The sequence below is a fragment of the Streptomyces buecherae genome (assembly GCF_014295035.1).
Classification (GTDB): domain Bacteria; phylum Actinomycetota; class Actinomycetes; order Streptomycetales; family Streptomycetaceae; genus Streptomyces; species Streptomyces youssoufiensis.
The window spans coordinates 1899518-1920350 of sequence record NZ_CP060404.1 but is presented as its reverse complement, the minus strand read 5'-3'; the positions used below and the strand labels follow the sequence as shown (position 1 = coordinate 1920350).

General features: G+C 73.0%; 19 protein-coding genes and 1 pseudogene. 17 read left to right on the top strand and 3 right to left on the bottom strand.

From position 1 onward, the window contains the following. Position 1: 1 nt before the first annotated feature. The 3 genes from kdpB to H7H31_RS06965 all read left to right on the top strand — a co-directional run bounded on the left by kdpB (position 2) and on the right by H7H31_RS06965 (position 3749). Positions 2 to 2137 carry a potassium-transporting ATPase subunit KdpB gene (gene kdpB, locus H7H31_RS06975; RefSeq protein WP_187062317.1) on the top strand — a complete coding sequence of 712 codons (2136 nt, stop codon included), beginning with the start codon at positions 2 to 4 and terminating at the stop codon, positions 2135 to 2137. Between the two features lie 5 nt (positions 2138 to 2142). Continuing rightward, positions 2143 to 2802, top strand: coding sequence for a potassium-transporting ATPase subunit KdpC (gene kdpC, locus H7H31_RS06970; protein WP_187062311.1), 660 nt, complete (start codon positions 2143 to 2145; stop codon positions 2800 to 2802). Positions 2803 to 3035: 233 nt separating this feature from the next. Next, entirely contained in the window at positions 3036 to 3749 is a 714-nt protein-coding gene (locus H7H31_RS06965; RefSeq protein ID WP_187062310.1) for an ABC transporter ATP-binding protein, read from the top strand. Between the two features lie 166 nt (positions 3750 to 3915). On the opposite strand, the gene H7H31_RS06960 is transcribed toward H7H31_RS06965, so the two are convergent. Beyond that, on the bottom strand, positions 3916 to 4449 hold the full coding sequence (locus tag H7H31_RS06960) for a GNAT family N-acetyltransferase (RefSeq protein ID WP_187062309.1): 534 nt from the start codon (positions 4447 to 4449) through the stop codon (positions 3916 to 3918). Between the two features lie 215 nt (positions 4450 to 4664). Here H7H31_RS06960 and H7H31_RS06955 point away from each other — a divergent pair, with 215 nt between their 5' ends. From H7H31_RS06955 to H7H31_RS06925, 7 genes and pseudogenes are all read left to right on the top strand, one after another. Continuing rightward, on the top strand, positions 4665 to 7355 hold the full coding sequence (locus H7H31_RS06955; protein ID WP_187117839.1) for a sensor histidine kinase: 2691 nt from the start codon (positions 4665 to 4667) through the stop codon (positions 7353 to 7355). Between the two features lie 55 nt (positions 7356 to 7410). Next, entirely contained in the window at positions 7411 to 8127 is a 717-nt protein-coding gene (locus tag H7H31_RS06950; protein ID WP_187061131.1) for a response regulator, read from the top strand. Between the two features lie 32 nt (positions 8128 to 8159). Continuing rightward, complete coding sequence (locus H7H31_RS06945; protein WP_187061130.1) at positions 8160 to 8558, top strand: OB-fold nucleic acid binding domain-containing protein; 399 nt, start codon at positions 8160 to 8162, stop codon at positions 8556 to 8558. A gap of 3 nt (positions 8559 to 8561) precedes the next feature. Continuing rightward, positions 8562 to 9494, top strand: a complete 933-nt coding sequence (locus tag H7H31_RS06940; protein WP_372454727.1) for a DUF3159 domain-containing protein — start codon at positions 8562 to 8564, stop codon at positions 9492 to 9494. Positions 9495 to 9523: 29 nt separating this feature from the next. After that, positions 9524 to 9924: pseudogene (locus tag H7H31_RS33755) on the top strand (helix-turn-helix transcriptional regulator). Between the two features lie 120 nt (positions 9925 to 10044). Continuing rightward, a complete protein-coding gene (locus H7H31_RS33750; RefSeq protein WP_187061132.1) occupies positions 10045 to 10257 on the top strand; it encodes a hypothetical protein in 213 nt (70 codons plus the stop codon). Beyond that, on the top strand, positions 10254 to 10682 hold the full coding sequence (locus H7H31_RS06925) for a VOC family protein (RefSeq protein WP_187061129.1): 429 nt from the start codon (positions 10254 to 10256) through the stop codon (positions 10680 to 10682). Before H7H31_RS33750 ends, H7H31_RS06925 begins: the two co-directional genes overlap by 4 nt. 278 nt (positions 10683 to 10960) lie before the next feature. Here H7H31_RS06925 and H7H31_RS06920 read toward each other — a convergent pair whose 3' ends face one another. Then, on the bottom strand, positions 10961 to 11638 hold the full coding sequence (locus H7H31_RS06920; protein WP_176164542.1) for a potassium channel family protein: 678 nt from the start codon (positions 11636 to 11638) through the stop codon (positions 10961 to 10963). 100 nt (positions 11639 to 11738) lie between these two features. Further along, on the bottom strand, positions 11739 to 12404 hold the full coding sequence (locus H7H31_RS06915; protein WP_187061128.1) for a potassium channel family protein: 666 nt from the start codon (positions 12402 to 12404) through the stop codon (positions 11739 to 11741). Between the two features lie 561 nt (positions 12405 to 12965). Between H7H31_RS06915 and H7H31_RS06910 the strand changes: the two genes are divergently transcribed. The 7 genes from H7H31_RS06910 to H7H31_RS06880 all read left to right on the top strand — a co-directional run bounded on the left by H7H31_RS06910 (position 12966) and on the right by H7H31_RS06880 (position 20624). After that, positions 12966 to 14366, top strand: coding sequence for an ATP-binding protein (locus H7H31_RS06910; protein WP_187061127.1), 1401 nt, complete (start codon positions 12966 to 12968; stop codon positions 14364 to 14366). Then, a complete protein-coding gene (locus H7H31_RS06905; protein ID WP_254391634.1) occupies positions 14363 to 14779 on the top strand; it encodes a roadblock/LC7 domain-containing protein in 417 nt (138 codons plus the stop codon). Before H7H31_RS06910 ends, H7H31_RS06905 begins: the two co-directional genes overlap by 4 nt. Beyond that, a complete protein-coding gene (locus H7H31_RS06900) occupies positions 14776 to 15132 on the top strand; it encodes a DUF742 domain-containing protein (RefSeq protein WP_176164545.1) in 357 nt (118 codons plus the stop codon). Before H7H31_RS06905 ends, H7H31_RS06900 begins: the two co-directional genes overlap by 4 nt. Then, complete coding sequence (locus H7H31_RS06895) at positions 15110 to 15712, top strand: GTP-binding protein (RefSeq protein ID WP_187061126.1); 603 nt, start codon at positions 15110 to 15112, stop codon at positions 15710 to 15712. The genes H7H31_RS06900 and H7H31_RS06895 overlap by 23 nt, the downstream gene beginning before the upstream one ends. 244 nt (positions 15713 to 15956) lie before the next feature. After that, complete coding sequence (locus tag H7H31_RS06890; RefSeq protein WP_232109724.1) at positions 15957 to 17396, top strand: cytochrome P450; 1440 nt, start codon at positions 15957 to 15959, stop codon at positions 17394 to 17396. Beyond that, the gene (locus tag H7H31_RS06885) at positions 17378 to 18502 is read left to right on the top strand and encodes a cytochrome P450 family protein (protein WP_232109723.1); all 1125 of its coding nucleotides are present in this window, start codon (positions 17378 to 17380) and stop codon (positions 18500 to 18502) included. The genes H7H31_RS06890 and H7H31_RS06885 overlap by 19 nt, the downstream gene beginning before the upstream one ends. A 70-nt stretch (positions 18503 to 18572) precedes the next feature. After that, positions 18573 to 20624 (top strand): APC family permease, encoded by a 2052-nt coding sequence (locus H7H31_RS06880; RefSeq protein ID WP_187060350.1) that lies wholly within the window; start codon positions 18573 to 18575, stop codon positions 20622 to 20624. Positions 20625 to 20833: the final 209 nt, after the last annotated feature.

Below are 20833 nucleotides of genomic sequence, written 5' to 3'. Positions count from 1 at the left end.
CATGCCCACTGCCACCACCACCCGCCCGGCACCGGGCGGCCCCGCGGCGCCGGGCGAGCACGCGGAGCCCGGGCGCGTCGCCGGCGGCCTCTTCGACGCGGGCCAACTGCTGCGCTCGCTGCCCGAGGCGCTGCGCAAGCTCGACCCGCGGACGCAGGTCAAGGCGCCCGTCATGTTCGTGGTCGAGATCGGCTCGATCCTCACCACCGTGCTCGCCATCACCGATCCCGGCGACTGGTTCGGCTGGGCCATCGCCGGCTGGCTGTGGCTGACCGTGCTCTTCGCCAACCTGGCCGAGGCCGTCGCCGAGGGGCGCGGCAAGGCGCAGGCCGACACGTTGCGCAAGGCCAAGACCGACACCGTCGCCCGCCGCCTGGCCACCACCGACCCCGACGCCGCCGAGGAACGGGTGCCGGGGACCGAGCTGCGCGTCGGGGACCTGGTGGTCTGCGAGGCGGGCGACATCATCCCCGGCGACGGGGACGTGACCTGGGGCGTCGCCTCCGTCGACGAGTCGGCCATCACCGGCGAGTCGGCCCCGGTCATCCGCGAGTCCGGCGGCGACAGGTCGGCCGTCACGGGCGGCACGAAGGTGCTCTCCGACCGCGTCGTCATCAAGATCACCACCAAGCCGGGCGAGACGTTCATCGACCGGATGATCAACCTGGTGGAGGGCGCCGCCCGGCAGAAGACGCCGAACGAGATCGCGCTCAACATCCTGCTGGCCTCGCTGACCATCGTCTTCCTGCTCGCCGTGGTCACCCTGCAGCCGTTCGCGACGTACGCGGGCGCGCGGCAGGACATGATCGTGCTGGCCGCGCTCCTCGTGTGCCTGATCCCGACCACCATCGGGGCCCTGCTGTCCGCCATCGGCATCGCGGGCATGGACCGCCTGGTGCAGCGCAACGTGCTCGCCATGTCCGGCCGCGCCGTCGAGGCCGCGGGCGACGTGTCCACGCTGCTGCTCGACAAGACCGGCACCATCACGCTGGGCGACCGGCAGGCGGCCCGGTTCGTGCCGGTGGACGGCGTGCGCGAGACGGAGCTAGCCGACGCGGCGCAGCTCTCGTCGCTGGCCGACGAGACGCCCGAGGGGCGCTCCATCGTCGTGCTGGCCAAGGAGCGGTACGGGCTGCGGGCCCGCCACGAGGGGGAGCTGGGCCACGCCGCGTTCGTGCCCTTCACCGCGCAGACCCGGATGTCGGGCGTGGACCTCATCGGCGACGACGGCGCGGTCCGCCGGGTCCGCAAGGGCGCGGCGGCGGCCATCACCGGCTGGGTGGTCGAACGCGGCGGCAGCGTCTCCCCGGACGCGCGGGAGAAGGTGGACGGCATCTCGGCGGCGGGCGGCACCCCGCTGCTGGTCGCCGTCGACGACGTCGACGGACCACGGGTGCTCGGCGTCGTCTACCTCAAGGACGTCGTCAAGGAGGGCATGCGGGAGCGGTTCGACGAGCTGCGCCGGATGGGCATCAAGACCGTCATGATCACCGGCGACAACCCGCTGACCGCCAAGGCCATCGCCGACGAGGCGGGCGTGGACGACTTCCTCGCCGAGGCCACGCCCGAGGACAAGATGGCGCTGATCAAGCGGGAGCAGGCCGGCGGCCAACTGGTCGCGATGACCGGCGACGGCACCAACGACGCCCCCGCGCTGGCCCAGGCGGACGTGGGCGTGGCGATGAACACCGGCACCTCGGCCGCCAAGGAGGCCGGGAACATGGTGGACCTGGACTCCAACCCCACCAAGCTCATCGAGATCGTGGAGATCGGCAAGCAGTTGCTGATCACCCGCGGCGCGCTGACCACCTTCTCGATCGCCAACGACGTCGCCAAGTACTTCGCGATCATCCCCGCGATGTTCGCGGGCGTCGCCGGCTACGAGGGCCTGGACACCCTCAACATCATGCGGCTCGCCTCGTCGCAGTCCGCGATCCTGTCGGCGGTGATCTTCAACGCGCTGATCATCATCGCGCTGGTGCCGCTGTCGCTGCGCGGCGTGCGCTACCGGCCGATGAGCGCCGACCAGATGCTCCGCCGCAACCTCGCCGTCTACGGCCTCGGCGGCCTGGTCGCCCCCTTCGTCGGCATCAAACTCATCGACCTGCTCATCTCCCTCATACCTGGCATCGGGTGACACTCATGAACTCATCCCTCCGCGGCATGACCCGCCTGGCGACGGCGGGGCTGCGGGCCCTGCTGGTGCTGACCCTGGTGTGCGGCGTGCTCTATCCGCTGGCGGTCACCGGCATCGCCCAGGCCCTCTTCCCCGACCAGGCCGACGGCTCGAAGATCAAGGAGAACGGGAAGGTCGTCGGCTCCGAGCTGATCGGCCAGAGCTTCACGCTCGACGCCAAGGACAAGGACGGCAACCCGCTGCCCGACCCCAGGTGGTTCCAGCCCCGCCCGTCGGCGGCCGGCGAGAACGTCTACAACACCCGCTACTCCCTCACCGTCTCCGGCGCCTCCAACCTCGCCGCCGACAGCAAGGTGCTCAAGGAGCAGGTCATCGCCCGCCGCGCCGCGATCGCCACGTTCAACGGCGTCCCGCGGCGCGACGTGCCGGTAGACGCGCTCACGGCCTCCGCCTCCGGCGTCGACCCGCACATCTCACCGGCCTACGCGGACCTCCAGGTGAGCCGGGTGGCCAGGGAGCACGGCCTGTCCCGGCAGGCCGTACAACGCCTGGTCGAGCGGCACACCGACGGCCGCCTGGCCGGCTTCCTGGGGGAGCCGCACGTCAACGTGTTGAAGCTGAACCTGGCCGTGCGACGGCTGGCGGCGGAGGAGCGGGGCGACTGACCGGGGGCGAGCTGGCGGGGCGCGGGGCCGGGCGTACGCGGGACGGCGAGACCGGTCGCGTACGCCCCGCCCGCCCGCCGCCGCGCCCCCGGCGTCCTCGCGCGGCCGTGACGGGCGGCCCCGCGCGGCGGGCGGGTGGCGCACGGGGCCTGGACTCCGGCCACCAGGCGCGTACCGTAGCGTCGGCGTGATCGGTTACGGCCGGCCGGGGGCCGGGAGGGGAGCGGCGGGCGATGAGCGAGCGGACGCTACAGCGGGCGGACATGGTGCGGGTGCGGGACCTGCGGCGGACCTACGGCAGCGGCCCGGCCGCCGTGCACGCGTTGCGCGGGGTCTCCTTCGACGTGCCGCGCGGCGAACTCGTCGCGCTCAAGGGCCGGTCCGGCTCCGGGAAGACCACGCTGCTCAACCTCATCGGCGGGCTCGACACCCCCGACGCGGGCGAGATCCTCGTGGACGACACCGATGTCGTCGGCCTTGGCGAGAGCGGTCTGCTCCAGTTGCGGCGAGACCGGATCGGCTTCGTCTTCCAGTCCTTCGGCCTGATCCCGATCCTGAGCGCCGCCGAGAACGTCGGCGTCCCGATGCGGCTGCGCAAGGCGCCGGCGGCCGAGCGGGAGGAGCGGGTCGCCCTGCTGCTGTCCCTGGTGGGCCTGGCCGACCACGCGGAGCAGCGGCCCGGCGAACTGTCCGGCGGGCAGCAGCAGCGGGTGGCCATCGCCCGCGCGCTGGCCAACCGACCGGCGCTGTTGATCGCGGACGAGCCGACCGGACAGTTGGACGCGGAGACCGGGCTCGCGGTGATGGAGCTGCTGCGCGCGGTGGTGCGCAGCGAGGACGTCACCGCCCTGGTCGCCACGCACGACGCCAACCTGCTCGGCCTCGCCGACCGGGTCCTGGAGCTGAGCGACGGGCACATCACCGAGGACCGCAGCCAGACCGGCTGACACCTGGCCGTCTGACCGTCTGGCTGCCTGACCGGCCCGGCCCCGCCTGACCCCCAGGCCCGCTCGGCTCCCCGGGGCCGCGCGCCCGGGAGCCGGGCGGCCCACGACCCCCGTACGTGGGCCCGCCCGGCGGTCGGCGGCCCGGAGAGCGGTCACGGGCGCCCGGTCACCACACGTCGCCTTCGCGCCAGTCGCAGGTCAGCTCGCCGGCCAGGTCAAGCGGCACCCCGAGGGGGAGGACGAAGGTGCTGTCGTCGTCCTCCTCGGTGCGCAGCACGCCGGTGGGCGCCAGCACCGACGTGCGGCCCTGCCACCGCTGCCAGCCCAGGCGCTGGTAGAACACGTCGGCGCCGTCGGCCGCGGACAGGGCGCCCACCTCGTAGCCGCCGCGCAGCACCGGACCCAGGGCCGCCATCACGGCCGTCCCCTTGCCGACCCCGCGCCGGTCGGCCCGCACCGCCACGCCCTCCACGTAGCCGGCGCGCAGCGCCCGACCGCCGTGCAGCAGACGCCGCTGCACCACGGCGCCGTGCGCGATCAACTCGCTGCCCTCCCACAGGAGGGCGTGCATCCCACCGACCGTGTGGTCCCAGTCGGCGTCGTCGAAGTCGCCATCGAAGGCGTCGTCGAGCAGGGCCCGCACGGCCGCCAACGCGGCGGAGTCCAGCCCCGAGGTGTGTGTCACACGTACGTCTGCCATACGGGCGATGTTCGCAGGGCGCGGCCGGTCCGTCGCGTGGTTTACGAGTCAACGGGCGACGCCGCACGGCGGGGCGGGTGGGGTCCGGCGCGGGGCGGCGTCAGAGCCGTGTCAAGACAAATCCGCGCGGCGATGTCCGCGACGTTTGTCCGATTCGCTGGTCGTAGAGTCAACAGAGCGCACGTACGGTGCGCGGCACGAAAGACAATGAGGACATGGCACGCGGCAAGCTTCGGATCTACCTCGGTGCGGCACCCGGCGTCGGCAAGACGTACGCGATGCTCTCCGAGGGGCACCGGCGGGTCGAGCGCGGCACGGACCTCGTGGTGGGCTTCGTCGAGGACCACGGTCGGCCGCGTACCGAGGTGATGCTGCACGGCTTGGAGGCGGTACCCCGTCGTGAGCTCACCTACCGGGACGCCACGTTCACCGAGATGGACGTGGACGCCGTGCTCGCCAGGCGGCCGGCCGTCGCGCTGGTCGACGAACTCGCGCACACCAACGTGCCAGGGTCGCGCAACGCCAAGCGGTGGCAGGACGTCGAGGAGTTGCTGCGGGCCGGCATCGACGTCGTATCCGCCGTCAACATCCAGCACCTGGAATCGCTGGGTGACGTGGTGGAGTCGATAACGGGCGTGCGGCAACGGGAGACGGTGCCCGACGAGGTCGTACGCCGCGCCGACCAGATAGAACTGGTCGACATGTCGCCCCAGGCGCTGCGCCGCCGCATGGCGCACGGCAACATCTACGCGCCCGACAAGGTCAACGCGGCCCTGTCCAACTACTTCCGCCCCGGGAACCTGACCGCGCTGCGCGAGCTGGCGCTGCTGTGGACCGCTGACCGGGTCGACGAGTACCTCCAGCAGTACCGCTCCGAGCACCGCATCCGCTCCACCTGGCAGGCGCGCGAACGCATCGTGGTGGGCCTGACCGGCGGGCCCGAGGGCCGCACGCTGATCCGCCGGGCGTCCCGGATGGCGGCCAAGGGCTCGGGCAGCGAGGTGCTCGCCGTCTACATCGCCCGCAGCGACGGGCTGACCTCCGCCTCGCCCAAGGAACTGGCCGTCCAGCGCACCCTGGTCGAGGACCTCGGCGGCACCTTCCACCACGTGATCGGCGAGGACGTCCCGAGCGCCCTCCTCGAGTTCGCGCGCGGCGTCAACGCGACCCAGATCGTGCTCGGCTCCAGCCGCCGCAAGACCTGGCAGTACGTCTTCGGCCCCGGCGTCGGCGCGACCGTGGCCCGGGAGTCGGGGCCCGACCTCGACGTACACATCGTCACCCACAGCGAGGTGGCCAAGGGCCGCGGGCTGCCGCTGGCCCGGGGCGCGCGGCTCGGCCGGTCCCGCATCCTGGCGGGCTGGCTGACCGGGGTCGGCGGGCCGGCGCTGCTCACCCTGCTGCTCACGGCCCTGCACGACGGCCCGGGGCTCGCCAACGACGTGCTGCTGTTCCTGTTCCTGACGGTGCTGGCCGCGCTGCTCGGTGGCCTGCTGCCCGCGCTGGCCTCGGCGGCCGTCGGCTCGATGCTGCTCAACTTCTACTTCACGCCGCCCAAGCACACCCTGACCGTGCAGGACCCGAAGAACCTCGTCGCCATCGTGATCTTCTTCGCGGTGGCCGTCGCGGTGGCCTCCGTGGTGGACCTGGCGGCCCGCCGCACCCACCAGGCGGCCAGGCTGCGGGCCGAGTCCGAGATCCTGTCCTACCTCGCGGGCAGCGTGCTGCGCGGGGAGACCAGCCTGGAGGCCCTGCTGGAGCGGGTGCGGGAGACCTTCGGCATGGAGTCGGTGGCGCTTCTTGAGCGGGAGTCCGACACCGCCCCGTGGACCTGCGCGGGCAGCGCCGCCGCCACCCCGGCCGCGCCCACCGCCGACGGCGAGCCGGCCACCACCCGAGAGGGCCCGGCCGCCTCTCGCGAAGGCCCGGCCACCTCCTCCGAGGGCCCGGCCGCCTCCCCGGAGGGCGCGCCGGCCGCGAGCGCCGCGGCCCCCGGCGCCCGCGTGCCGCTGCGGCCCGAGGACGCCGACGTGGACATGCCCGTGGGCGACCACCTGGCGCTGGCCCTCAACGGCCGGGTGCTGCCGGCCGAGGACCGGCGCGTGCTCGCCGCGTTCGCCGCCCAGGCCGCCGTCGTCCTGGACCGGCAGCGCCTGATGGGCGAGGCCGAGCAGGCGCGCGAGCTGGCCGAGGGCAACCGCATCCGCACCGCGCTGCTCGCCGCCGTCAGCCACGACCTGCGCACCCCGCTGGCCGGGATCAAGGCCGCGGTGACCTCGCTGCGCTCGGACGACGTCGCCTGGTCGGACGAGGACGAGGCGGAGCTGCTGGCCGGCATCGAGGACGGCGCCGACCGGCTCGACCACCTCGTGGGCAATCTGCTCGACATGTCGCGCCTGCAGACCGGCACCGTCACCCCGCTGATCCGCGAGATCGACCTCGACGAGGTGGTCCCGATGGCGCTCGGCGGCGTCCCCGAGGGCAGCGTCACCCTGGACGTCCCCGAGGAGTTGCCGATGGTCGCCGTCGACCCGGGGCTCCTGGAGCGCAGCGTCGCCAACATCGTCGAGAACGCCGTGAAGTACAGCCCGCCGGGCCAGCCCGTCCTGGTGGCGGCGAGCGCGCTGGGCACCCGGGTCGAGGTGCGCGTCGCCGACCGCGGACCCGGCGTCCCCGACAGCGCCAAGGACCGCATCTTCGAGCCCTTCCAGCGCTACGGCGACGTCCCGCGCGGCGCCGGCGTGGGCCTCGGCCTCGCCGTCGCGCGCGGCTTCGCCGAGGCGATGGGCGGCACCCTGACCGCCGAGGACACCCCGGGCGGCGGCATGACGATGGTCCTCACCCTGAGCACCGCCGCCGCCCGCCCGCCGGCCGCCCCCGACCTCCCGGCCCAGGTCACCTCATGACCCGCACGCGCTCCGTGCGTACCCGCGTACGCACCCGGCCAGAAAGGCAGGCACCATGCTGAGCTCCTCCGAGGGGCAACCCCGGACCCCCGGTCGGGTGCTCGTCGTCGACGACGAGCCGCAGATCGTGCGCGCCCTGGTCATCAACCTGAAGGCGCGCAAGTACGAGGTCGACGCCGCCCCCGACGGCGCGACGGCCCTGCAACTGGCCGCCGCCCGCCACCCCGACGTCATCGTCCTCGACCTGGGCCTGCCCGACATGGACGGCGTCGAGGTGATCAAGGGGCTGCGCGGCTGGACCCGGGTGCCGATCCTGGTGCTGTCCGCGCGCCAGACCTCGGACGAGAAGGTGGAGGCGCTGGACGCCGGGGCCGACGACTACGTCACCAAGCCGTTCGGCATGGACGAGTTGCTGGCCAGGCTGCGGGCCGCCGTCCGGCGCGCCGAGCCCACCGGGCGCGGCGAGGACGCGGTGGTCATCGAGACCGACAGCTTCTCCATCGACCTGGCCGCCAAGAAGGCGCACCGCGAGGGCGCGGACGTCCGCCTCACGCCCACCGAGTGGCACCTCCTCGAGGTGCTGGTCCGCAACGCGGGCCGGCTGGTCAGCCAGAAGCAGCTGCTCCAGGAGGTCTGGGGGCCCTCGTACGGCACCGAGACCAACTACCTGCGGGTCTACATGGCGCAACTGCGCCGCAAGCTGGAGCGCGACCCCTCGCACCCGCGGCACTTCATCACCGAGCCGGGCATGGGGTACCGCTTCGAGCGGTGAGCGGCCCACGGGCCGCGGGTACCCTGGGCCGTATGAGTGCCCCATCCCGCCCCGAGAAGCCGGCCGGCCCGCTGCGCCGGCTGCTCGACCGGCTGTCGACGTCGCAGGACGACCTGCACTCCGCGGAGCTGCGGCAGGACGCCGAGGACGCCGGGTGCGTCAAGATCGGCGAGTGCGGCGACCGCCAGGTCGTCAAGGTCACCGGTACGCTACGCACCGTCACGCTGCGGCCCCGCGCGGGCGTCCCCGCGCTGGAGGCGGAGCTGTTCGACGGGACGGCCGCGCTGGACGTGGTCTGGCTCGGCAGGCGCTCCATCGTCGGCGTCGAGCCGGGCCGCAGGCTGATCGCCTCCGGTCGGATATCGATGAGCCACGGCCGCCGCGTGCTGTTCAACCCCAAGTACGAACTCCGACCGCTCGGACAGGAGTAGCGGGTGACGTCTGACGACAAGTGGGCCTCCAACGGGGCCGGACCTCCCGGCGGGGCCGCACGCGGGGCGGAGCACGCCCCGGCGCGGGCCGGGGACTCCCCGGACGCGACCGACGCGAGCGAGGCAGCCGACGGGGGGGAGGCGGCGCGCAGCAAGGCAGCCGCCGACACCGCGCTCCTCGAGGCGTTCGGCGGGGTGCGCGGCATGGTGGACACCACCGTGCCCGGACTGGTCTTCGTCCTGATCTACACGATCAAGCGGGACATCCACGTCGCGGCCATCGCGGCGCTCGCGCTGACGGTGCTGCTCGCGGTGGCCCGGCTGGCCCGCAAGGAGACCCTCAAGCACGCCTTCAGCGGCGTCTTCGGGGTGGCCTTCGGCGCCGTCTTCGCGATGATGTCCGGCGACGCGAAGAACTTCTACCTGCCGGGCATGCTGTACACGCTCGGGCTGGCCGTGGCGTACGTGCTCTCCGCGATCTTCCGGTTCCCGCTGATCGGCGTGCTGCTCGGGCCGATCCTGAAGGAGAACCTGTCCTGGCGCACGCGCAACCCGGGCCGGCTGCGCGCGTACACCAAGGCGACCTGGGCGTGGGGTCTGATCCTGCTCGGCAAGTCGGCGATCCTCTTCCCGCTGTACTGGTGGGGGGACGCCACCCAGCTCGGCTGGGTCAAGGTCGCCCTCGGCATCCCGCCCTTCCTGCTCTGCGTGTACCTGACCTGGATCTTCCTGGCCAAGGCGCCGCCGCCGATCGACGTGATCGCCGAGATGGAGGCGGAGGAGGCCGAGCGCGAGCGCGCCGAACGGGAGCGGGAGGCGGAGCGGGCGGTCACCGACGCGGTGGCCGAGAGCGTGGCGCGGCAGTCCACCGACGCGGTCCTGGAACGCCTGGCCACGGACCCGGACCGGGCCCGTCGCGACGGCTCCGCGCGCTGACGGCCAGCGGCCGGTGACCCGGTGAGCCGGTGAGGCGTCCCGCGGCGCCGCTGGCCAGGCACCTGCTGCGGGCGCGCGACCTGATCGACCGGGCCTACGCCGAACCGCTGAGCGTGGCGGCCCTGGCCCGCGGTGCGTCGCTCTCGCCGGCGTACTTCAGCCGCGGCTTCAAGGCGGCGTTCGGCGAGACGCCGCACCAGTACCTGATGAGCCGGCGGATGGAGCGGGCCAAGGCGTTGCTGCGCGACGGCGAGCGGACCGTGACCGAGGTGTGCATGGCGGTCGGCTTCGCCAGCCTGGGCTCCTTCAGCACCCAGTTCCGGCGCTTCACCGGCGAGAGCCCGAGCGCCTACCGGGAGCGGTCGCGCCACCAGGAACTGCCGTTGTCCCGGGCTGCTACCCGCGCATGTGGACCAGGCCGCGCCCCTGAACCACCGCGCGGGCACAGTGGGCAGTTTTCGAGAAGCCCGGCCGGCCCCGCCTCCCTATCGTCGAGGGCGGTGATCGCGCGACCGTCGCGATCCAGACCGCGCAGACGGGAGAGCCGGCGATGGAGACGATCGCGTCCAGGGACGGCACGGTCATCGCGTACGACCGGGTGGGCGCGGGCCCGCCGGTCGTCGTGGTGGCCGGGGCCTCGTGCGACCGTGGCGCGCAGGCCACGCTCGCGGGCGCACTGGGCCGGCACATGACGGTGCTCAACTACGACCGGCGCGGGCGCGGCGGCCCGGGCGTGAGCGCTGGCGAGCGGAGGCAGCCGTGATCACCGGTTTCGCCCTGATCTGCGTCAACGTGCTGGACATGGACGTGGCCCGGGACTTCTACGTCGACACGTTGGGCTTCGAGGTCGACGTCGACGTGGTCCAGGACGGTTTCCACTGGTTCGTCGTGCACGCCCCGCACCAGCCGGAGGTGCCGCTCATGCTGGTGGTGCCGGGCGCCCCGGCGGTCGACGAGGAGATCGCCGAGCGGATTCGTTCACTGGTGGCCACCGGGCACGCGAGCGTGGGCGCGTTCGCCACCCGCGACTGCTGGGCCACCTACCGCGAGCTGAGCGCCCGGGGCGTGGAGTTCGTCGAGCCGCCGGAGGAGCGCTTCTACGGCATCGACGCCGCCTTCCGCGATCCGTTCGGCAACCACTGGCGGCTCACCCAGCGCAAGCCCTTGGCCGGCCCGCCACCTGGCTGACCGGCCCGGCGCCAGACGTACGCGAGAAACGCGTGGCCCCGCATCTCGCGCGGCGACCCGCTCGGCAGCGGGCCGCGCGGCGACAACGGGCCGCGCGGGCGGCAGCGGACCGGGCGGGCCCTCGCGAGGGGGCAGGAGACGGCACAAGGCGCCGGGCGGAGCGGAGTACGCAACTCCGCTCCGCCCGGCGCCTTCGTCGTACCGCGCGCGCTCCGGGGCGCGGCCCCGGCGGGGTGGGCCCGGTGGGCGTGACCCCGGTGGGGGCGGCCGGCCCGTGCCTAGTCCACCGCGTCCTCGCGGCGCAGCGACAGCAGGTCCTCAAGCTGCTCCTCGCGGGCCTGGGCCGCGACGAACAGCAGCTCGTCGCCGGCCTCCAGGACGTCGTCCCCGCTGGGCGTGAGCACCCGCGTGCCGCGGATGATCGTGACCAGGGACGTGTCCTCGGGCCAGGCCACGTCGCCGACCCGGGTGCCCGCGAGCGCGGCCTCGGGCGGCAGCGTCAGCTCCACCAGGTTGGCGTCGCCGTGGCTGAAGCGCAGCAGCCGCACCAGGTCGCCGACGCTCACGGCCTCCTCGACCAGCGCCGACATCAGGCGCGGCGTGGAGACGGCGACGTCGACGCCCCACGCCTCGGTGAACAGCCACTCGTTCTTCGGGTTGTTCACCCGGGCCACCACCCGGGGCACGCCGTACTCGGTCTTGGCGAGCAGCGACACCACCAGGTTGACCTTGTCGTCGCCGGTGGCGGCGATGACCACGTTGCAGCGCTGGAGCGCGGCCTCGTCCAGCGAGGTGATCTCACAGGCGTCGGCGAGCAGCCACTCGGCCTGCGGCACCCGCTCCACCGAGATGGCGGTGGGCGCCTTGTCGATGAGCAGCACCTCGTGCCCGTTCTCCAGCAGTTCCCCCGCGATGGAGCGCCCCACGGCGCCCGCTCCGGCGATAGCGACCCTCATGCCGCCGCCTCCTTGTCCGCCTCGCCGCGCCAGCGGCTGCCGATCCCGCCAGCGGTCGCGCCGCGGCCCGCCTCGCCCGCGCCCCGGGCGCGCCCGGGGCTCACGAGCCGGCCTCCGGCCCCTTGGCGAACGCCGCCTCGACCGTCTCGACCTCGTTGGTGCGCATCATCACGTGGACGAGGTCGCCCTCCTGGAGCACCGTCTGCGAGGTCGGCAGGATCGCCTCGCCCAACCGGGTGAGGAAGGCCACCCGGACCCCGGTCTCCTCCTGGAGGCGGCTCACCTTGTGGCCCACCCACGCGGGCGAGGTGTGCACCTCAGCGAGCTGCACGCCGCCGCTCGGGTCGCGCCACAGCGTCTCCGCGCCCGAGGGCAGCAGCCGGCGCAGCATCTGGTCGGCCGTCCAGCGGACGGTGGCCACGGTGGGGATGCCGAGGCGCTGGTAGACCTCGGCGCGGCGGGGGTCGTAGATGCGGGCGGCGACGTTCTCGACGCTGAACATCTCGCGGGCCACCCGGGCGGCGATGATGTTGGAGTTGTCACCGCTGCTGACCGCGGCGAACGCCCCGGCCTCCTCGATGCCCGCCTCGCGCAGCGTGTCCTGGTCGAAGCCCACGCCGGTCACCCGGCGCCCGCTGAAGCCCGCGCCGAGCCGCCGGAAGGCCGTCGGGTCCTGGTCCACGACGGCGACCGTGTGCCCCTGCCGCTCCAGTCTCTGGGCGAGCGCGGCCCCCACCCGACCGCAGCCCATGATGACGATGTGCATCGGCCCTTACCCCGCACTCCTGGTCGGCGCGCTGTCCTGCGTGAAAACCCTGCTCATATCTTCCTTCCAGGCATCCGGGGCGACAACGAGGCGGCTGGCCCCGGCGATGACGGTACGCGGCAGGAGCGAGTGTCGTCCGGCCAGACGTCCGGCACAACGGTAGCCGCACCGCCCAGGGCCCCGGCGCTGCCCCTGTGCCTGGCCCCCCGCGCCCGGCGCCGCCCCGGCCCGGCGTACGCCGTCCGGCCGGGCCCGCCGCGCGCCGCTCCACCCGCCGTCCCACCCGCCGGCGCGCGCCGGCCGCCACCTCGCGTATCGGGGCGTCTCCGGTCGGCCGCGCGCGGACGGGCCGAGCGGGGCCGACCGGCCCCGTCACCCGACGGGGGAGCGCACCCCGCTCCCGCGCCTGTGTCGAGGGCGGCACCGACGCGTGCCCGATCCCGGAATTCCCGTGCCCGATCCCGCCAGAAGGCCACCTTGCCGGAGATCGTTCTGGCTAGGATGATCGCCCGTATTCCGCTTCGGCGGACGCGTTACCCACCCCCGTAGCATGAGGACTTGATGACACAACACATATCGGAGGTGGTGTTCTGGTGTGTGGCCGCCGCGCTGCTGATCGTCGCCGTGCTGCTGCTCCGCCAGCGGCAGATCACGACCGGTCTGCGTAAGCACAACGCCGCCCTGGAAACCAGCCTGCGGGCCCGGGACGAGGAGGCGCGCCACCTGGTCGAGGTCAGGCTGCCGGCGGCCGAGGACTCCGGACACCAGTCGCTGCCGGCGCCCGGCCTCCTGGACGAGCAGTTGACCGGCACCGCCTACGCCTGGCACCTCCAGCAGGCCACCGAGCAGTTCGCCGGGGCCGTGGAGAAGGCGCAGACCCGCGCGGACCAGGCCGCGAAGGCCGCGCTCAAGGCGTCCATGCGGGCCCTGCAGGGCCTCGCGCACGAGCAGCAGCTCTCCATCTCCCGCATGCAGGACCGGCACGACAACCCCGACGTGCTGCGTGACCTGCTGGAGATCGACCACGCCAACTCCCAGTTCGGCCGCCGGGCCCAGGCCATCGCCGTCCTGTGCGGCTCCTGGCCGGGCCGCCAGCGCGCGGCGTCGCCGCTGCTCGACGTGGTGCGCGGCGCCACCTCGCGGATCAGGGACTACCGACGGGTGCGCGTGCACGCCCAGGTTGACATCGCTGTCGCCAGCCGGGCGGTCGAGCCCGTCGTGCTCGCCGTGGCCGAGCTCCTGGACAACGCGGCGCGCCACTCGCAGCCCAACACCGCCGTCGAGGTCAACCTCCAGCCCGCGCACAACGGCGCCTGCGTCGTCATCGACGACGCCGGGGTCGGCATGGACGGCCAGGAGATCGAGCGCGCCACCCGGCTGCTGTCCGGCCGCCAGTCCGTGGACGTCTCCCGGCTCGGTGACCCGCCGCAGTTCGGCTTCGCCGCCATCGGCATCCTCGCCGCCCGCTACGGCTTCAACGTCTCGGTGGACACCCGTTCCCCGTACGGTGGCGTGCGCGCGGTGCTCTTCCTGCCGAGCGTGCTGCTCACGCACGTCACCGAGGACGGGCCGAGCACGGTAGCGGCGGCCACCCCGCCCGCCGTCCCCTCGATCACCACCGCGGCCGGAGCGGCCCCCACCCACACCCGCACCCCCACCCAGGCCGGCCCGCAGGCCGCCGCGGCGCGACCCGCCGCACCGCGTACGCCGACCGACCACGAGGACGGAGAGCCGGTCATCCACGGTTCGACGGCGGGCGGCCTCCCCAAGCGCCGCCGCCGGCAGCCGGCCCCGGGCCGCGCGACCACCGCCGCCACGCCCGCCGCCCCGCTGCCCCCAGCCGAGCAGGCACCGGCGCGGACGGCGGAGGAGACGGCGCGCCGCATGGGTGCCTTCGCCCGCGGTACCAGGTCAGGGCGCGCCACCAACCCCAACGACGAGGAAGGGAACTCCCCGGCATGACCAGCGTGAACGATCACATGACCAACGACCTGGGCTGGATGCTCGACGAGGCCGTGCGAATGCCGGAGGCGAGCCACGCGATCCTGCTCTCGTCCGACGGCATGCTGCGGGCGCACTCGCAGGGCATCGGCAGGGACGAGGCGGAGCGACAGGCCGCCGCGCTGTCCGGGCTCCAGTCGATCAGCCGCAGCACCGCCGAGTTCTGCGCCGAGGAGAACACCCCCTGGCAGCAGACGCTCGTCGAGTTCGCCGACGGCTACGTCTTCCTGGTGGCCGCCGGGCAGGGCGCCTACCTGGCGGTCTCGGCCACGGCCGAGGTCGACATGGAGGCCGTGACGTACCGCATGCAGAAGCTGGTGGACCGGCTCGGCAAGGAGCTCACCAGCCCGCCCCGGCTTGGTAGTTCGGCATGACCCCGCCTCGGCGCGAGCGGGGTTTAGTACGGCCCTACGTCGTCACCGGCGGCCGGGCCTACCCGACCCGCAACACCTTCGACCTGGTCACGCTCGTCATCGCGCAGCACGACCGGCCGCTCAGCGAGCTGAACCCGGAGCAACGGCGGCTCGTGGAGCTGTGCCGGGGCGGCGCCCTGTCGGTCGCCGAGGTCGCGGGGCACCTGGAGCTGGCGGTCAGCGTCACCAAGGTGCTCCTCGGCGACCTGGTCGACAGCGGGCACATCGTCACCCGGGCCCCCATCCCCAAGGCCCAACTCCCCGAATCCCAGCTCTTGCAGGAGGTGCTCGATGGGCTCCGCGCCAGCCTCTGAGGACGTCTACTTGCGGCAGACGGTCCGCACCGCGGCCAAGCTCCTGGTCGTGGGCCACTTCGCGGTCGGCAAGACCACGTTCGTCGGGTCCCTCTCGGAGATCAAGCCGCTGCGCACCGAGGAGACCATGACGCAGGCCGGCGCCCTGGTGGACGACCTGGCCGGGATCGACGGCAAGTCCACGACCACCGTCGCCATGGACTTCGGCCGGCTGACCCTCAGCGACCAACTGGTGCTCTACCTGTTCGGCGCGCCGGGCCAGAAGCGGTTCACCCGCCTGTGGCAGGACATGACACAGGGGGCGCTCGGCGCCCTGGTGCTCGCCGACACCCGCCGCCTCGACCAGTCCTTCGACGTCATGGGCCTGTTGGAGGAGCACGACCTGCCGTACGCGGTCGCCGTCAACCACTTCGACGGCGCGCCCAGCTACCACGAGGACGAGATACGCGAGGCGCTCGACCTGCTGCCCGACACACCGCTGGTCACCTGCGACGCCCGGGACCGCATCTCCTCCACCCACGCGCTGATCGCGCTCGTGCAGTACCTCCAGGTCCGCAACGCGCACCGCACGCACGTCTAGCCCCCGTCGCGGCGACCAGCCGGCGCCGGACCGCCCGGCGGACGCGCACCCCCACCGCGCGCCCACCGCGGCGACCCACACCGCCGGCCCCGCGACGCGCCCACCACCCGCTGCTGCCGGTACCCGACCGCTCACCCCCCGCGTCCGCGCCGAGCGGTCGGCCGGCGCCGCCCACCGTTCCCCGCCCCACTTCCCCGCCCCGCTTCCGTACCACCCGCCCCTCCCGTTCCGATCAGGAGCACGAGTGACCTCTCACCCCGATGTCGGCACCGGGCCGCCGCCAGGCTGCCCCGCGCACGCTGGCCGGCCCACCGGCGAGCCGATCTACGGTCCCGACTTCGCCACCGACCCGACCGCCGCCTACGAACGGATGCGCCGCTTCGGCTCGGCGGCCCCGGTCCAGCTCGCCCCCGGCGTGGACGCCACGCTGGTCATCGGCTACCAGGCGGCCCTGAGCGTGCTGCGCAGCCCGGAGACCTTCGTCAAGGACCCGCGCCGCTGGCGGGCCCTGGCCGACGGCACGGTGCCGATGGACAGCCCGGTCGTGCCGATGATGATGTACCGGCCCAACTGCCTGTTCGCCGACGGCGAGGAACACCGCCGGCTGCGCCAGGCCGTCACCGACTCCCTGGAGCGCGTGGACCCCAACGCGCTGCGCGGCTACGTCGAGGAGAGCGCGGACACCCTCATCGACCGGTTCTGCGCGCGCGGCGAGGCGGACCTGCTGGTCGAGTACGCGCGGGTCATCCCGATGCTCGTCTCCAACCGCATGTTCGGCTGCCCGCCCGAGATCGGTGAGCGCCTTCTCGCGGGCATGTCCGGGATCTTCGACGGAGTCAACGCCGAGCAGGCCAACGCCCAGCTCACCGAGGCCATCGTCGAACTGGTGGCGCTCAAGCGCGCCAAGCCGGGCGCGGACGTCATCTCCTGGATGATGGCCCACCCCGCGGAGCTGACCGACGAGGAGATGCTCCACCAGTTGGTGGTGCTCATGGGCGCGGGCACCGAGCCCGAGCAGAACCTCATCGCCAACGGGCTGCGGCTGCTGCTGTCCGACGACCGGTTCGCCGGCAGCCTGGCCGGCGGCAGCCTGCCGGTGGACGACGCCCTGGACGAGGTGCTCTGGACCGACCCGCCGATGGCCAACTACGCCGTCCACTACCCGGTGCACGACGTGGACCTGGACGGGCTGCGGCTGCGCGAGGGCGAGCCGGTCGTCATCAGCTTCGCCGCCGCCAACACCGACTCCTCCCTCGCCTCCGACCAGCGCGCGGGCAACCGCGCCCACCTGGCCTGGAGCGCGGGCCCGCACGCCTGCCCGGCGCAGAGCAGCGCCCGGCTGGCCGCCTCGGTCGCCGTCGAGAAGCTGCTCGACCGGCTGCCGGACATCGAACTCGCCGTTCCCGTCGACGCGTTGGAGTGGCGGCCGGGGCCGTTCCACCGCGCGCTCAGCGCGCTGCCCGTCCGCTTCCCGCCGGTTCCCGTGGCCACTTCGCACGCATCCGTCAGTTCAGCGCCCGCCACTTTCGACGCGACCTCTGGAGAGACCTCATGGAAGCCCAGTCCTGCCCCGTCGCCATCGACCCCACCGGCCGCGACATCCACGGGGAGGGAGCCCGGCTCCGCGCCCGGGGGCCGGCGACGCTGGTGGAACTCCCTGGCGGGGTGGTGGCGTGGGCAGTAACGCAGCAGGCCATGCTCAAGGACCTGCTGGCCGACCCCCGCGTCTCCAAGGACCCGCGCCAACACTGGCCCGCGTGGGTCAACGGTGAGATATCCCCTGAGTGGCCGCTGTTCACCTGGGTCGCGGTGCAGAACATGTTCACCGCGTACGGCAGCGACCACACGCGGCTGCGCACGCTGGTCTCCAAGGCGTTCACGCTGCGCCGCTCCAACGCGCTGCGCCCGCGCATCGAGCAGATCACCACGGACCTGCTCGACGGGTTCGCCGACACCCCGCCGGGCGGCGTCGTGGACCTGCGCGAGGGCTACGCCTACCCGATCCCGATCCAGGTCATCTGCGAGCTGTTCGGCGTCACGGACACCGGCATGCGCGATCGCCTGCACGCCTGCGTGGACTCCATCTTCCACACCTCGGCCGACCCCGATGAGGTCACCCGCACCTACGCCGAGATCTACCAGTTGCTCGGCGAGCTGATCACCGCCAAGCGCACCGCGCCCGCCGACGACATGACCAGCGGGCTGATCGCCGCCCGCGACGAGGACGGCGACTCGCGACTGAGCGAGCAGGAACTGCTCGACACCCTGCTGCTGATGCTCAGCGCCGGACACGAGACGACCGTCAACCTGCTCGACAACGCCCTGCACGCGCTGCTCACCCATCCGGGGCAGCTCGCGCTCGTCCGCTCCGGCGAGGTGAGCTGGGACGACATCATCGACGAGACGCTGCGGGTCCAGGCCCCGGTGGCCAACCTCCCGCTGCGCTACGCGGTGGAGGACATCGAGCTGGCCGGGGTGACCATCCGCAAGGGCGAGGCCATCCTCGTCTCGTACGCCGCCGCCGGGCGCGACCCGGAGGTGCACGGCCCGGACGCCGACCAGTTCGACGCGACCCGGCCCAACAAGGACCACGTCTCCTTCGGGCACGGCGTGCACTTCTGCGTGGGCATGTCGCTGGCCCGCCTTGAGGCGACCATCGCACTGCCCGCGCTCTTCGAGCGCTACCCGGACGTGGAGCTGGCCGTGGCCCCCAAGGAGCTGCTCCCGGTGGACTCCTTCATCTCCAACGGCCACCGCAGCCTCCCGGTGCGACTGCGCCGCCACCCCTAGGAAAGTCAGGGGGACCGCTGTACGGGTGGCGGGTGGGCGGCCCGCGAGCCGACCGCCTACGATCCTCTGCGTGTCCAAACTGACCGACCTGCCAAAACGGATCCTGATCGGCAGGGCGCTGCGCAGCGACAAACTGGGTGAGACCCTTCTCCCCAAGCGCATCGCCCTGCCGGTCTTCGCCTCCGATCCGCTCTCCTCCGTTGCGTACGCGCCGGGCGAGGTCCTCCTCGTACTGTCCGTGGCAGGCGTGTCGGCCTACCACTTCAGCCCGTGGATCGCCGTCGCCGTCGTCGTGCTGATGTTCACGGTGGTCGCCTCGTACCGCCAGAACGTGCGCGCCTACCCGAGCGGCGGCGGGGACTACGAGGTGGCCAACACCAACCTCGGTCCCAAGGCCGGCCTCACCGTGGCCAGCGCCCTCCTGGTCGACTACGTCCTCACCGTCGCGGTGTCTATCTCCTCCGGCGTGGAGAACCTCGGCTCCGCGGTGCCGTTCGTCATCGAGCACAAGACGCTGTTCGCGGTGGGCACCATCGTGCTGCTGACGCTGATGAACCTGCGCGGGGTCAAGGAGTCGGGCAAGCTCTTCGCGATCCCCACCTACGTCTTCGTCGCGGGCGTCTTCCTGCTGATCGCCTGGGGCGCCTTCCGCGGCCTGGTGCTCGGCGACTCCATGCACGCGCCCACCTCCGACTACGAGATCCACGCGGAGAAGACCGGGCTCGCCGGGTTCGCGCTGATCTTCCTGCTGCTGCGCGCGTTCTCCTCCGGCTGCGCGGCGCTCACCGGCGTCGAGGCCATCAGCAACGGCGTGCCCGCCTTCCGCAAGCCCAAGAGCAAGAACGCGGCCACCACGCTGCTGATGATGGGCACCCTGGCGGTCACCATGTTCTGCGGCATCATCGGCCTGGCCATGGCCACCGACGTGAAGATGGCGGAGAACCCGGCCAAGGACCTGCTGCACAACGGCGAGCCGGTCGGCGCCGCCTTCACCCAGGACCCGGTCATCTCGCAGGTCGCGGCGGCCGTCTTCGGCGACGGGTCGTTCCTGTTCGTAGTGCTCGCCGCGGCCACCGCGCTCGTGCTGTTCCTGGCCGCCAACACCGCGTACAACGGCTTCCCGCTGCTCGGCTCGATCCTGGCCCAGGACCGCTACCTGCCGCGCCAGCTCCACACCCGCGGCGACCGCCTCGCCTTCTCCAACGGCATCGTGCTGCTGGCGCTCGCGGCGGCGATACTCGTCTACGTCTACGGGGCCGACTCCACCAAGCTCATCCAGCTCTACATCGTCGGCGTCTTCGTGTCCTTCACACTCAGCCAGATCGGCATGGTCCGGCACTGGAACCGCCACCTGGCCAGCGAGAAGGACCCGGCCAAGCGCCGCCACATGATCCGCTCCCGCGCGATCAACACCTTCGGCGCCTCCTTCACCGGCCTGGTCCTGGTCGTCGTCCTGGTCACCAAGTTCACCCACGGCGCCTGGGTCGCCCTCCTGGGCATGGTCATCTTCTACGCGACGATGAGCGCGATCCGCCGCCACTACGACCGGGTCGCCGAGGAACTGGCCACCGACGAGGAACCAGAGGACTCCGCGCGCCCCTCCCGGGTGCACTCCATCGTCCTCGTCTCCAAGATCCACAAGCCCACGCTGCGGGCCCTGGCCTACGCGAAGCTGATGCGCTCGGACCGGCTTGAGGCCCTGAGCATCAGCGTGGACCCGGCCGAGACCAAGGCGCTCCAGGCCGAGTGGAGCGAGCGCGGCATCGACGTACCGCTCAAGATCCTCGACTCGCCCTACCGCGAGATCACCCGCCCGGTGATCGACTACGTCAAGGGCCTGCGCCGGGAGAGCCCGCGCGAGGTGATCAGCGTCTACATCCCCGAGTACGTGGTCGGCCGCTGGTACGAGCAACTGCTGCACAACCAGAGCGCCCTGCGCCTCAAGGGCCGTCTGCTGTTCACCCCCGGCGTCATGGTCACCTCGGTCCCCTGGCAGCTCGACTCCTCCGAGGCGGCCAAGCTGCGGGCCCGCAAGCGCGCCGAGTGGAACCCGCCGGGGGCGGTACGCCGCGGCCCGGCGCCCCGACCCTCGCGCCGCGAGAAGGCGGGCAGCGAGAAGTAGCCACCCGGCGTCGGCGGACACCTGACGCGGCGCGGCGGTGCCGGGGCCCGGGCCCCGGCACCGCCGCGCCGCGTGTGCCCGGGATGAGGGCCGGACACCGGCGGTGGGCGGCCGGAGTCGGCGCGGGCACGTAAACTGGTGGACTTGGCGTTCTTCCGCCGCCCCACCAGCCGCTCCGGGCCGCCCCGGAAACGGCCCCGGCGACCCGC

Coding starts and splice junctions, on each gene's coding strand:
- H7H31_RS06950 (WP_187061131.1), top strand. CDS start 7,411: ATGCTGAGCTCCTCCGAGGGGCAACCCCGGACCCCCGGTCGGGTGCTC.
- H7H31_RS06960 (WP_187062309.1), bottom strand. CDS start 4,449: ATGGCAGACGTACGTGTGACACACACCTCGGGGCTGGACTCCGCCGCG.
- H7H31_RS06900 (WP_176164545.1), top strand. CDS start 14,776: ATGACCCCGCCTCGGCGCGAGCGGGGTTTAGTACGGCCCTACGTCGTC.
- kdpB (WP_187062317.1), top strand. CDS start 2: ATGCCCACTGCCACCACCACCCGCCCGGCACCGGGCGGCCCCGCGGCG.
- kdpC (WP_187062311.1), top strand. CDS start 2,143: ATGAACTCATCCCTCCGCGGCATGACCCGCCTGGCGACGGCGGGGCTG.
- H7H31_RS06905 (WP_254391634.1), top strand. CDS start 14,363: ATGACCAGCGTGAACGATCACATGACCAACGACCTGGGCTGGATGCTC.
- H7H31_RS06915 (WP_187061128.1), bottom strand. CDS start 12,404: ATGCACATCGTCATCATGGGCTGCGGTCGGGTGGGGGCCGCGCTCGCC.
- H7H31_RS06945 (WP_187061130.1), top strand. CDS start 8,160: ATGAGTGCCCCATCCCGCCCCGAGAAGCCGGCCGGCCCGCTGCGCCGG.
- H7H31_RS06955 (WP_187117839.1), top strand. CDS start 4,665: ATGGCACGCGGCAAGCTTCGGATCTACCTCGGTGCGGCACCCGGCGTC.
- H7H31_RS06965 (WP_187062310.1), top strand. CDS start 3,036: ATGAGCGAGCGGACGCTACAGCGGGCGGACATGGTGCGGGTGCGGGAC.
- H7H31_RS06895 (WP_187061126.1), top strand. CDS start 15,110: ATGGGCTCCGCGCCAGCCTCTGAGGACGTCTACTTGCGGCAGACGGTC.
- H7H31_RS33750 (WP_187061132.1), top strand. CDS start 10,045: ATGGAGACGATCGCGTCCAGGGACGGCACGGTCATCGCGTACGACCGG.
- H7H31_RS06910 (WP_187061127.1), top strand. CDS start 12,966: ATGACACAACACATATCGGAGGTGGTGTTCTGGTGTGTGGCCGCCGCG.
- H7H31_RS06920 (WP_176164542.1), bottom strand. CDS start 11,638: ATGAGGGTCGCTATCGCCGGAGCGGGCGCCGTGGGGCGCTCCATCGCG.